We start from the raw sequence: 12,810 nt of genomic DNA on the forward strand, positions 1-12,810 counted from the left end.
GGGTGACTTTACCCGGAACGCCCGGCTGCCCAGCGAGATTTTTCGACGAGGTGACACCCCGTGAGTGAGCGACGCGAGCCGGCTTCCCCGGCCGCGTGGCGCGCGGTTTCGCGTAGCGCTCACGGCACCGTCTCCCCGCCCCGAAACGCCGGCGTACGCCCGGGAGCGTCGCGGTGAGCGGCCGGTACTCGGGCCGCTGGGGCGAGCCGGCCGAACCGTCCTGGGTGGTCGAACCGACCGCCGAGTGGGAGCCACAGTTTCCCGGTCAGCGCTATCCCGGCGACATCGGCCACCAGCGGCGACGCCCCCGGCCGGCGGGCCGGGCACCGGTGCCGACCGGCCGGGCCAAGGTGCCACCGCCGGGTGCCCGCCCCGGCGAACCGGAGACCTTCGGCCGCCCCGAGCCGGTCTCGAACGGCCGTCCCGAGCCCACCTCCACCGGCCGCCCCGAACCGCTACCCAATGGTCGCCCCGACACGTTGCCGAAGGGGCGCCCCGAACCGCTGCCGAACGGGCGTCCCGACACGCTCCCGAACGGGCGTCCCGACGCGCTGCCGAAGGGGCGTCCCGGACAGCCGGCCGGGGCACACCCGTCGGCCCGGGGCGACGGGCCGCCGCGCGAGACGCGTACCGGACGGCTCGACCGCTGGGACAGCCGGTCCGCCGGCTGGAACCCGCCGCCCGACTCCCGGGACGACGGCCCGGACTCCTGGGACCAGCCGTCGAACGGACGTGGCCGACCCGCCGCGGAGTACCGCGGCGGCGGTCCGGTGCCAATCGGCCGGGACGACCGGCGGCCGCCCGGTGGCGAGCCCGGACCGCGCGGAGGTCGCGGCGAGAGTGGCTTCGCCGGTGGCCGGGCGGCGTCGCAGCACGATCCGCACCGCCCCGGCGACGATCGCCCGGGCCGGGCCGGCGACGACCGGCCGGGCCGCTCAGGCGCCGCGCCAGAGCGGCGTGGACGCTGGCTCACCGGACCGGCGTCCGAGGAGACCCAGCCGCTGCCGGACCGGCGCCCGATGCCCTCCGATGGCCGGCCCGGACCACGGGACGGCCGGGGGCGGGTCGGGCCGGGTGCCCGCCCGGCCATGCCGGCGGCGTTCGACGGCCCCACCGGTCCGGAGCGGGGCGTTCCCGGGCCGGACCGCGCCGATGGTTGGGCGGCGCGCTCGGCCGGCCCACCGCATCCGGGGAGCCGCGAGATGCCACCGGGCCGGGAGATGCCACCCGGCCGCGAGATGCCACCGGGCCGGGAGGTACCACCGGGCCGCACTCCGCCCCGGGCCCGGCCCGACCGGCCCGGCTCCGAGCCTCCGGTCCGGCGCCCCGCCGCCGGACCGTCCGGTGCACCCAGTTGGCCGGCACAGCGCGGTCCGGCCCAGGAACCGCGCGAGGGCCGGCGCTTCCCCGACCTGGGCTCCGGCCGTCCACCGGTACGCGACCCGCGCGGCACCGATCCGGCCGTCCGGCCAGGCCCGGCGCCCCGGGGCGACCGAGTGGGACCGCCGACCCCGCCCGGCGTCGACCGGCCCGCCGCCGAACTGGCCCCGGGATACGGCCGACCGGAGCGGACCCCGGTCTCGGGTCCCGACCGGGTCCCGCCGCGCAGCGGCCAGCCCGACGACGCGCCGGTCCGCCCGGACCGGGTCGCCGGGTATCCGGTCGTCGCCGCCGGCACGGCGAGCCCGACCGATCGGGTCGGCCCGACCGTACCGCCCCGGCCCGGCGAACCGCCCCGGCCCGGCGAACCGCCCCGGCCCGGCGAGACCCCCCGGACCGGGGAACCCGCCCGGGCCGCCGAGCAGCCTCGCCCGGTCGAGCCCGCCCGCCGGATCGAACCGGCGCACCCGGTCGAGCCGGTACGCCGGGTCGAGCCGGTACGCCGGGTCGAGCAGTCCCGGCCGATCGAGCCCCGCCCGGTCGACGCCGGACGCCCGGTGGAACCACCCCGTCCCGTCGAGCCGGCCCGCGCGGTCGAGCCGGCCCGCGCGGTCGAGCCGACCCGGCCGGTGGAGCCGACCCGGCCGGTGGAGCCACCGCGCCCCGTCGCGCCACCCCGACCGGTCGAACCACCGCGCCCCGTCACGCCACCCCGGCCCGTCGAGCCGGCACGCCCCGTCGAGCCGCCCCGGCCGGTCGAGGCGGCCCGGGCTGCCGAGCCACCCCGCCCCGTCGAGCCACCCCGCCCCGTCGAGCAACTGCGGCCGGCCGAGCCACTGCGGCCGGCCGAGGCGGCCCGGGCCACCGAGCCGGCCCGTACGGTCGAGCCGGCCCGGCAACCGGATCCGGTCGAGCCGCCCCGGATCGCCGAGGCGGGACCCTGGCTCACACCGCCTCCGGTCGAGCCCGCCGGACCGGTCGAACCGGCGGAGCCGCCGCGCGAACGGGCAACGGGCTGGCTGACCCCGGCCACACCGTCGGACCCGGCCCCCACGCCGCCCCGCCAGCCGTCCGCGGAGGAGACCGGCGAGCGACCGCCGGTCACACCACCCCCGACCACGGGACTCCGGCTGGAGTTCCTGCCCGCGCCGACGCCCGCCGGCACACCGTCCCCGACCACGCCCGTCGAGTCGACGCCGCCCGCCAGCCCGCCCCCGGGCGCAGCGGTCGGAGCGGAGACCGGCGGACCGGTCGAGCCCGCCGCCACCCCGGAGGCGGGTCCCGCCATCGAGCCCGCCTCGCCCGTCCCCTCGTCCGGTCCTCCGATCGAACCGGCCGCCGCCGGGCCCGTACCGGAGGCCGGACGGGCCACCGATTCGAGTGAGACTTCCGTACCCTCCATGCCAAAGACCGGACCTGTCGCGGACCGTGCTCCAGTCGGACCGCTCACCGATGCCGCCCCGGCGGCCCCCTCCCCCACCGAGCCGGAGACCGGCCCGTCCTCGGCCGCCGACGGAGGTACCGGCGCTGCGGACCAGCCGCGCGGCGGCGACCCGGAGCTGACCGTCGACGCCGGGGCACCGGCGTCCCCGGCGGACGACCCGGCGCCCGAGGCCGTACCGGGTCCGCAAACCCCGACGGACGCGGCGGCGCGGAGCGCGCCGCCGGCGGCCACAGCCGCCGCAGCAGTTCCGGAGGAGCTGGCACCCGGCGCCGACACCCCGGCCTCCGCGCCCACCTCCGGCCCGGCCGCTTCCGGCCCGCCCGCCTCCGCGCCCGTCTCGGGGACACCGGCCGAGGCGCCCACGTCCGGGCCGCCGGCCGAGGCGCCCACCTCCGGTCCGCCCCTGGCGACCTCGCCGCCGGGTTCGCCGGTCGTCGAGGCGAGCCCGGACACGGTGCTGCCGACCGGGCCGGCCGCCGGGGCGGCGACCGCGCTGAGCGCGCCCACCATGCTCACCCCGATCATCCGGCCCGGCGAGAAACGCGGACCGGTCGAGCCGGAACCGGCCGACGTCACGCCGGAGCCGGCCGCCACCGACCCCGAACAGGTGCTCGCGTCGTACGAGTGGCGGTTCCACCACGAGACCCTGCGGGAGCTGGTCGAGGACCCCGAGTCGCTACGGGCGATCCGGGACCGGTTGACGGAGAAGCTCGAACCGGCGAAGGACAACGGCACCCGGGCCCGCCTGCTGAGCCTGCGCGCGGTGGTGTCCCGCATCCTCGGCGAGCTGGGCAAGGCGCTCTCCGACGGCAAGCTGGCGCTGGCCCACGCGGAGGCGACCGGCCAGTTGCGACGGATCGCGATCGCCCAGGCCCGGTTGGCGCACGTCCTCCAGTGGCGGGGCGACTTCGCCGAGGCGGACCGGCTCTTCGCGGAGGCGAACTCCTCCGAGCTGCCGGACCGGCTGCGGGCCACCATGCACGAGCACGCCGGGCGGTCCTGCTACGACCAGGGCCGCTACATGGAAGCCTGCAACCACTTCGAGAAGGCGCTGGAACTGCGCAAGGTCGAGGACCCGGATCTGATCGCCCGGACCGAACTCGCGCTCGACGCGGTCTTCAACAAGGTCGCGCAGAACGGCTGGGGCCCGTACCCGCGCGACCGGGACGAGATCCTCCAGGTGCACAAGCCGCCGGTGCCGAAGTTCAGCGAGAAAGTGCAGCGCTGGGGGTACGCCGACCCCGACGGCCAGCTCGCGATCGCGCCGAGCTACGCGGACGTGCAGCCGTTCCGGGACGGGGTGGCCTGGGTACGCCGGCCCGAGACGCGCACCTGGGAGCTGATCGACGAGACCGGTGAGCTGCTGATCGAGGCGTCCACCGGTTACCTGGGCGTCGGCTCCTTCTCCGACGGGCTGGCCTGGGTGTCCCGGGACGGCACCGGCGGCTGGATCGCGATCGACAAGGCCAACAAGGTGGTCATCCCGGCCGGCTTCGAGGACGTACGCCCGTTCCGGCGCGGTGTCGCCGCGGTCCGTCGGGGCGGCTGGGGCGCGGTAGACCGGACCGGCAAGGTGGTGCTGCCGACCCGTTACACCGGCTTCACCACCGCCCTCACCGACGGGCGGTACGTCGACGGTTTCACCGACGAGGGGCTGGCGATCGTCGACGCGGGCGGCCGCAAGGGTGTGGTGGACCGGTCCGGGCAGGTGCTGGTCGCGCCGGCCCACCCGGCGCTGGTGATCCACCCGGTCGCGTTCCTGATCGGCAACGGGACCGGGCAGTGGGGTGCGCTCGACCGCCGGGGCGAGCCGCTGATCGACCCGGTGCACCCGAGCCGGAACGACGTGATGGAGGAGATCGACCGGCTGCTCGCCGACACCAAGCCCGTGCTGTAGCGCAGCCAGCCTGTGTCCGTAGGGCAGCGAGTTCGGGCCCGTAGCGCAGCCAGGCCGTGCTGTGATCTGCGTTCCTCACCCCGTCGCCCAACCTGATCCACTCGGGGTACGAGGACTAGGGTCGTTGGTATGGAATTCCGACACCTTGGCCGCTCGGGCCTGCTGATCAGCGAGATCTCGTACGGAAACTGGATCACCCACGGCTCCCAGATCGAGGAGGACGCCGCGCTGGAGTGCGTACGCGCGGCTCTCGAGGTCGGGATCACCACCTTCGACACCGCCGACGTCTACGCCGGCACCAAGGCGGAGGCGGTGCTGGGCCGGGCCCTCAAGGGCGAGCGCCGGGAGGGCCTGGAGATCCTCACCAAGGTCTACTGGCCGACCGGCCCGGGTCGCAACGACCGGGGCCTGTCCCGCAAGCACATCATGGAGTCGATCAACGGCTCGCTGCGCCGGCTCCAGACCGACTACGTCGACGTCTACCAGGCGCACCGGTACGACTACTCCACGCCGCTGGAGGAGACGATGGAGGCGTTCGCCGACGTCGTGCACTCGGGCAAGGCGCACTACATCGGCGTCTCGGAGTGGAAGGCGTCGGAGATCCGGGCCGCGCACGCGCTCGCCCGCGAGCTGAGGATCCAGCTCGTCTCGAACCAGCCGCAGTACTCGATGCTGTGGCGGGTCATCGAGGAGGAGGTCGTACCGACCAGCCAGGAACTCGGCGTCGGCCAGATCGTCTTCTCGCCGATCGGCCAGGGCGTGCTGACCGGCAAGTACCTGCCCGGCCAGGAGCCGCCGGCCGGCTCCCGGGCGACCGACACCTCCGGCGGGGCGGGCTTCATCGCCCGGTTCATGTCCGACGAGGTGCTGACCCGGGTGCAGCGGCTCAAGCCGCTCGCCGAGCAGGCCGGCCTCAGCATGGCCCAGCTCGCGGTCGCCTGGGTGTTGCAGAACCCGAACGTCTCCTCGGCGATCATCGGCGCCTCCCGGCCGGAGCAGGTGCGCGACAACGTCAAGGCGGCCGGGGTGAAGCTCGACGCCGAGCTGCTCAAGGCGATCGACGAGATCGTCGACCCGATCACCGAGCGGGACCCGGCCAAGACCCAGAGCCCCGCCCAGCGCCCGTGATCTCGCGGCCGTCCTGACTGCGGCGGTCCTGACTGCGGCAGGCCCGCCCCGGCGTCACGCCGGGGCGGGTCGGTCAGCCCTGCCAGAAGCGGATCAGGCGCAGGCCCTCGACGTAGAGGTAGTCGGGCAGGCCGATCAGGTCACCGACCGCGAAGACCCCGTCGAAGAACCAGCCGCCGACGCGCGGATTCCAGAGCAGGGCGAAGAGCAGGATGAAGCCGAACGGCGCCATCAGGTCGTAGCCGCGCCGCCACTGCGCGTTCAGCCAGGGCTGGATCACGTTGCCGCCGTCCAGACCCGGTACCGGCAGCAGGTTGAGCACGCTCGCGGTCAACTGGAGGAAGGCGAGCAACGCGACGGCGGACCAGAACTCCGGCCGGGCCAGCACGTCCACCCCGATCGCGAACGGGATGACCAGCAGCAGCGCGAAGAGCACGTTGGTGGCCGGGCCGGCGAGGCTGACCAGCGAGTGCCGGAGCCGGCCGGGAATCTGGTGCCGGTCGACCCAGACGGCACCGCCGGGCAGGCCGATGCCGCCGAGCAGTACGACCACCACCGGCAGGATGATCGAGAGCAGCGGGTGGCTGTACTTCAACGGGTTGAGGGTCAGGTAGCCGCGGTGCGCCACCGCACGGTCACCGGCCCGGTACGCCACCACGGCGTGCGCGTACTCGTGCAGGCAGAGTGAGACCAGCCAGCCCGAGACGACGAAGAGGAAGACGTCGAGCCGGACGTTGCCGAACCCGTTCCACGCCATCGCGCCGCTGGTCACGAAGAGCGCGACCAGGGCCAGGAAGATCGGGCTGGGCCGGAACGCCTCCCGGGGCACGCCGAGGACCAGCCGGTCCCGGCCGCGTTGGTCGAAGTCCATCCGCGTCACTCGGCCGCGGGCAGCAGGCTCATCCGGTATTCCACCCGGTCGTCCTCGACCAGCAGCACCGAGGCGACACCCGAGGCGGCGAGCTCACGCCAGGTCTGGCCGATCCAGGACTCGGCGTCGGCCTGGCTGCTGAACGCCTCGGTCGGTCCGTTCACCGGATCGCCGTCCGCGCCCTCGTACCGCCAGCTCCACGGCATGTCGCGTCTCCCCTCGCCGATCTTCGCGCCGACAAACCTCCGCCAGCCTAGTCGGCCGGCCGGTGCCAGCCAGTCAGAGCGGTCCGGAGCGGGTTGCACACCCGTACCTCACCGCGAACTGCCCAGCCGAGCGCTCTAAGGTACGGGCATGTCCGTAGACGGGTGGAGCAGGCTCCTGGTGCTGGGCGGGATCCGTTCCGGCAAGTCCGAGTTCGCCGAGTCGCTGCTGAAGGACGTACCGGTTGTCCGTTATGTCGCGACAGCCGTGACCGATCCGGACGACCCGGAGTGGACGGCCCGGATCGATGCCCACCGGCTGCGCCGGCCGGCGGGCTGGACGACCGAGGAGGCCAACGCCGACCCGTCCCGGCTCGCCGGCCTGATCGCCGACGCCGGGCCCGGCGACACGCTGCTCGTCGACGACCTCGGCGGCTGGGTGACCGTGCTGCTCGACCCGGCGCACCAGCCCGCCGACGACGTCGCCACCATCGGCGAACTCGGGGCGGCGATCCGGGACTGCCCGGCCCGGCTGGTGCTGGTCAGCCCCGAGGTGGGGCTCTCGACGGTGCCGGTGACCCCGCTCGGGCGGGCCTTCGCCGACGCGCTCGGCACCACCAACCAGACGGTCGCGGACGCCTGCGACGCGGTGGTGCTGGTGATCGCCGGCCAGCCGGCCTGGTTGAAGGTCGGGGCGGACCAGCCGCCGCCGTCCCCGGACGGCGCCGGCCAGCCCGGGGTACCGGCGCAGGCCGACCGAGCCACCACCGACCGAGCCGCCGACGATCAAGCCGCCGCCGACCGAGTCACCACCGACCGGGCCACCGACGACCCGGCCACTCCGGCCGGGTCGGCCTGGACCGAGGTACTGGGCGCTGTGCCGCAGGTCCTCCGCCCGACCGTGATCCCGGCCCCGGCGGCCGAATCGGCGCCGCCGAGCGGGCCGGGGAAGACGGCGGGCTGGACCGCGCCGACCATGGCGCTGCCGATGGTCGCCACCGGCCTGGTCATCCAGCCCGGGATGGACCTGCCGATGCCGGACGAGTACGCCGGACCCGCCGCCGTCGACCGGCTCGGCACCCTCGACCTGCCCGGCGCCGGCCTCGGTCACCTGGAGCGGGTCGTCTCGTTCGCCGCCGCCACGCAGGGTACGGCGACCCCGCAGCCCTGGCGCTCGGTCCGGGTGCTCCTGCTGCACGGCGACCACTCCGGCGGTGCCGCCGCCGGCGCGGTACCCGGCGAGTCGGCCCGCCGCGCCGAGCAGGCCCGGCAGGGCGCCGGGCCGATCGCCCGGCTGGCGGCCGAGGCCGGCGCCACCCTCCAGGTGGTCGAGGCACCGCTCTCCCGCCCCGTCGAGGAGGGCCCGGCGCTGAGCGCCGAGGAGGTCGACGCGGCCCTGCGCTACGGCTGGCGGCTCGCCGAGGAGGCCGTGGACGCCGGAGTGGACCTGCTGGTCCTCGCCGCCACCGGTGCGGGTACCGAGGCCGCCGCCGCGGCCGTACTGGCCGCCACGGCCGGCGCCGAACCCGCAGCGGTACTCGGCCGGGTGGTGACGCTCGGCGGGAAGGTGGACGACGAGGCGTGGATGCGGCGCTGCGCGGCGGTACGGGACGCGATGCACCGCACCCGGCGCAGCCCTCGGGACGCCAAGGACGTACTCGCCGAACTCGGTGGCGGCGACCTGGCGATCGCCACCGGCGTACTGCTCGGGGCGACCGCCCGGCGTACCCCGGTGCTGCTGGACGGGCCGGTCGGGGTGGCGGCGGGCCTGGTCAGCCGGGACCTCGCCGGCCAGGCCCGGCACTGGTGCCTGCTGCCGGACCACGGCGACCACCCGGCCGTCAAGCTCGGCGCCGACGTGCTCGACCTGACCCCGCTGTTCGACTTGCGACTCGGCCTCGGCGAGGGCGCCGCCGCGCTGGCCGCGCTGCCGCTGCTGCGCTCGGCGCTGACCCTCGCCGGCACCCTGCCGGTGCACCCGAGCCTGGCCACCGGCGAACCGACCGACGGCGAACCGGCGAACCCGGCGGACGGCGGCGGGACCGAGCCGGCACCCGAGGACTCGCTCCCACCGGTGCCGGACCCGGCCGAGCCATGGGCACCGGGTCCGGCGACCGACCGGCCGGGGCAGGGCGACGACAGCCCCGACGACGACCAGGAGTTCATCGAGCCTCCGCCGGCCGGCCCCGGCCCGACCACCGTGCCGGAGGAGAGCACCGGGCCGGCAGACACCACCGGGCAGCCGTCGACGGACGCGCCGCTGCCGGGAGAGTCGACGACCGACACGCCGCCACTGCCGGGGCAGCCGTCGACCGGCCGCACCGGGCCGGCGGACGACCGGGACGCCGGGCGGGTCGGCGGCGCCACCGTGCCGCCGGGTGTCTGAGGACCGGTCCGAGGGCCGGTCCGAGAGCCGGTTTGAGGGCCGGTTCGCGGCCGGCGGCCGGCTGGCCCTGACCACCTTCACCGTCGCGCCGCTGCGGGCCGGTCGGGTCGACCGCGCCACCGCCGGTACGGCGATGACCCTGGCCCCGCTGGTCGGCGCCCTGCTCGGGGTACTCCTCGCCGGGCTGCTCGGCGGGCTGGCGGCGATCGCCCCGCCACTGGTCGCCGGTGTGGTGACCGTGGCCGCGGCGGCGCTGCTGACCCGGGGACTGCACCTGGACGGGCTGGCCGACACCGTGGACGCGCTCGGCTCGTACCGCTCGGGAGAGGCGGCGCTGCGGATCATGCGGCAGCCGGACGTCGGCCCGTTCGGGGTGACCGCGCTGCTGCTCGTACTCCTGCTCCAGGCGGCGTCGTTCGCGGCGCTGGCGGCCCGGCCGTGGACCGCGCTGCTCGCGACGCTGGCCGCCGGTGCCGCGACCGGCCGGCTGGCGGTGAGCTGGGCCTGCCGGCGCGGTGTCCCGGCGGCCCGCCCGGAGGGGCTCGGCGCGCTGGTCGCCGGTACCGTCGGCCCGGCGGCGCTGCTCGGGCTCTCCGCCGGGGTGGCGCTGCTCGCCGTGCCGGCGGTGCCGGGCCGCCCCTGGCAGGGGCCGCTCGCGGTCGCCGTGGCGCTGGCCGGCACCCTGCTGCTGCTCCGGCACGTGGTACGCCGGATCGGCGGCATCACCGGTGACGTGCTCGGCGCCAGCGTCGAACTCGGCGGCACGCTGTTCTACCTCGGGGTCGTGCTGACCGGCTGACCGGGCAGGCGTTCGCGGGTAGCGTTCGCGAAAGGGACACCGGCACGAGTGGCAGGCCGACAGGCGGTCGAGCGGGGGACGTTATGCTCATCACGGACGATTTCCTGCCCGTGCCGGTCCCGGAGTCGTTGACCGCGACCTATCTGGTGCCCACCACCGGCCAGGTCGACCCGGCCCCGGCGGAGGCGGTGGCGGCGCTGGGCGGCCGGCTCTCCGGGCCGGTGCACGACCTGGCCCGGCAGATGCTGGACAGCCCGCTGATGACGGTCGACACCCGGCCGATCGCCGAGTTCCCGCACCTGCCGCCGGACCTGCTGACCGCGTTCGGAGCCACCGACACCCAGCTGGCCCGGCTGGACGCCGCCACCGACCTGGTGGTGGTGCAGGCCAGCTACCGGCCCGGCTGGCCACCCGCGCACGAGTGGGCGGCCCGGACGGTCGCCTGCGCCGTCGCCGAGTCCCTCGGCGCCGACCTGGTGGACGTCTTCGCGTTGCAGTTCCTCGACCCGGCCACCGCGCTGCGCTCGCTGCCCGACGCCGAGGGCCGGGTACGCCTGATCGACTGGGTCCTGGTGCCGTACTCGTCCGACGACGGCGGGCTCTGGTTCACCACGAAGGGACTGCGCCGGTTCGGGCTGCTGGAGTTGCAGGCGCAGGGGGTGCCGACGCATCTGACCCGGGCCTGGGGCGCGGTGATGACCGGGGCGGCCCGACGACTGCTCCGGGCCTGGACCGACGGGCTCACCGACAGCGAGGTGCCGGCCTTCGTCCAGTTGCCGGTGGTCACCTCGGTCACCGGGCACGACATCGCGGTGGCGTACGGCAACCCGCAGCAGCACGACACCACCGGTCCGGCGGCGCTGCGGCTGGAACTCGACCCGGCCACCGACCCGGACGCGGACTCGTTCCTGACCCTGCTGCCGCCCTCCGGGCACCCCGGCCCGGCCGGGCGGTACTTCGCCGCCGTCTGCGCCGCCCTCTTCGGTGCCGCCGCCCAGTCCGACGTCCGGTACGCCCGCCCCGACGACGCGATGGCCCGGGCGATCGCCACCGCCCGGGACGGGCTGCCCGGCATCCGGGAGCGGTTCCTCGCCGGCACCCTGCCGGACGGGGTACAGCTGCTGGTCAAGTACGGCCTGCCGACCGACGAGGGGCCGGAGTTCGTCTGGGCCGGGGTGACCTCGTGGGCGACACCGGAACGGATCGTCGGGGCCAGCGCCAGCGACGCCACGGCCGATCCGGCGGTCCGGGTCGGCCGGCCCGTCGTGGTGGACGCCGTCGACGTGGTCGACTGGGCCCTGCTGGACGGCAGCGGGGTGATCGAGGGCGGCTGGACGCAGGCCGTACTCGACGCGGGCGACCGCTCCCAGCGCTGACCCGGCGCGGGGGCCGCTACCTGACGGAGGGTTGCACGAACGGTGGCCGGACCACCCGCATCGTCGCGCGGCGGCCCCGGACGTCGACCACGACCTCGTCGTCCTGGCCCAGCCCGGCGGCGCTGTCCAGCAGGGCGAGGGCGATGCCGGCCTTCCGGGTCGGCGAGAAGGTGCCGCTGGTGACCGTGCCGACCGGCGTGCCGTCGGCGGAGAGCACCGCCATGCCCGGCCTCGGGATGCCCCGGTCCAGCGCCAGCAGCCCCCAGAGGGTACGGCGGGGCCCGGCCGCCTTCTCGGCGAGCAGCGCGTCCCGGCCCCAGAACGCCGGCTTCTCCCAGCCGACCGCCCAGCCCGCCCGGGCCTGCACCGGGGTGATCTCCGGGGAGAGGTCCTGGCCGTGCAGCGGGTAGCCCATCTCGGTCCTCAGGGTGTCCCGGGCGCCGAGCCCGCAGGCGCGGATCCCGTACGGCTCGCCGGCCGCCAGCAGCGCGTCCCAGACCGTGGTCGCCGCCTCGGCCGGGACCACGAGCTCGTACCCGTGCTCGCCGGTGTAACCGGTCCGGCAGACCACCAGCGGCACCAGGTCGCCGGCCGGGGTGGGCGCCCCGGCGCTGGAGAAGCCGAGTTCGGCGGTGGAGAAGCTCATGTAGCCGTGCCCGGTCGGCAGTCCGAGGGTGCCGAGCAGCTCTGCCGAACGCGGCCCCTGCACCGCCAGTACGGCGTACGCGTCGTGCTCGTTCGTCACGGTGATCCCGGCCGGGGCGGCGGCACGGAGCCGGCGTACCACCTCGGCGGTGTTGGCGGCGTTCGGGATCAGGAAGACGTGCTCGGGGCCGTGCAGGTAGGCGATGATGTCGTCCACCACGCCGCCGGTGGTCTCGTCGCAGCAGAGCGTGTACTGCGCCCGTCCCGGCCCGATCCGGCCCAGGTCGTTGCTGAGGCAGGCGTTGACGAAGTCGGCCGCCCCCGGACCGGTGACCCGGGCCTTGCCCAGGTGGGAGACGTCGAACACACCCACCCCGGTACGCACCGCGGTGTGCTCCCGGAGGACTCCGCCACCGGCGTACTCCAGCGGCATGGACCAGCCGCCGAAGGCGGCGAACTTGGCGCCGAGCGCGGCGTGCCGCTCGTGCAGCGGCGACTGGCGGAGTGCGTCGGCGGAAGGTTCCGGGGTCTCGCCGGTCACCTGCGTCGGGTCGGTCATGGGTCGCAACCTACCTGCGATCCGGCTGATGGTTAGCATCGGCGGGACCCCTCCGGCGGACCGTCGGCGGGACAGCCCCTTCGTCCGGCGGGTAGGTTGCGCCGGAGACCACAACGCCCGGC

Annotated in this window: 7 protein-coding genes and 1 pseudogene; 5 read left to right on the forward strand and 3 right to left on the reverse strand. The window is 75.9% G+C overall.

The features are described 5' to 3' along the window. The first annotated feature begins 173 nt into the window (after positions 1 to 173). Positions 174 to 4,721, forward strand: a complete 4,548-nt coding sequence (locus tag C6361_RS38640; RefSeq protein ID WP_234359193.1) for a WG repeat-containing protein — start codon at positions 174 to 176, stop codon at positions 4,719 to 4,721. A gap of 129 nt (positions 4,722 to 4,850) precedes the next feature. After that, positions 4,851 to 5,849 (forward strand): aldo/keto reductase family protein, encoded by a 999-nt coding sequence (locus tag C6361_RS35095; RefSeq protein WP_107261608.1) that lies wholly within the window; start codon positions 4,851 to 4,853, stop codon positions 5,847 to 5,849. A 73-nt stretch (positions 5,850 to 5,922) separates the two neighbouring features. Here C6361_RS35095 and C6361_RS35100 read toward each other — a convergent pair whose 3' ends face one another. Beyond that, positions 5,923 to 6,720, reverse strand: coding sequence for a site-2 protease family protein (locus C6361_RS35100; RefSeq protein ID WP_107261610.1), 798 nt, complete (start codon positions 6,718 to 6,720; stop codon positions 5,923 to 5,925). A 5-nt stretch (positions 6,721 to 6,725) separates the two neighbouring features. After that, a complete protein-coding gene (locus C6361_RS35105) occupies positions 6,726 to 6,926 on the reverse strand; it encodes a hypothetical protein (RefSeq protein WP_107261612.1) in 201 nt (66 codons plus the stop codon). A 148-nt stretch (positions 6,927 to 7,074) separates the two neighbouring features. On the opposite strand from C6361_RS35105, the pseudogene C6361_RS35110 reads away from it, so the two are divergent. From C6361_RS35110 to C6361_RS35120, 3 genes and pseudogenes are all read left to right on the forward strand, one after another. After that, positions 7,075 to 9,141 (forward strand): annotated as a pseudogene (locus C6361_RS35110) (bifunctional adenosylcobinamide kinase/adenosylcobinamide-phosphate guanylyltransferase); the annotation flags it as partial. A gap of 160 nt (positions 9,142 to 9,301) precedes the next feature. Beyond that, on the forward strand, positions 9,302 to 10,108 hold the full coding sequence (locus C6361_RS35115; RefSeq protein WP_107270454.1) for an adenosylcobinamide-GDP ribazoletransferase: 807 nt from the start codon (positions 9,302 to 9,304) through the stop codon (positions 10,106 to 10,108). Between the two features lie 83 nt (positions 10,109 to 10,191). Further along, positions 10,192 to 11,484, forward strand: coding sequence for a DUF2314 domain-containing protein (locus C6361_RS35120; RefSeq protein WP_107261618.1), 1,293 nt, complete (start codon positions 10,192 to 10,194; stop codon positions 11,482 to 11,484). 16 nt (positions 11,485 to 11,500) lie between these two features. Here C6361_RS35120 and gcvT read toward each other — a convergent pair whose 3' ends face one another. Then, complete coding sequence (gcvT, locus tag C6361_RS35125) at positions 11,501 to 12,688, reverse strand: glycine cleavage system aminomethyltransferase GcvT (RefSeq protein ID WP_107270455.1); 1,188 nt, start codon at positions 12,686 to 12,688, stop codon at positions 11,501 to 11,503. Positions 12,689 to 12,810 lie beyond the last annotated feature (122 nt).

Origin of the sequence: Plantactinospora sp. BC1 (assembly GCF_003030345.1) — a bacterium.
Classification (GTDB): Bacteria; Actinomycetota; Actinomycetes; order Mycobacteriales; family Micromonosporaceae; genus Plantactinospora.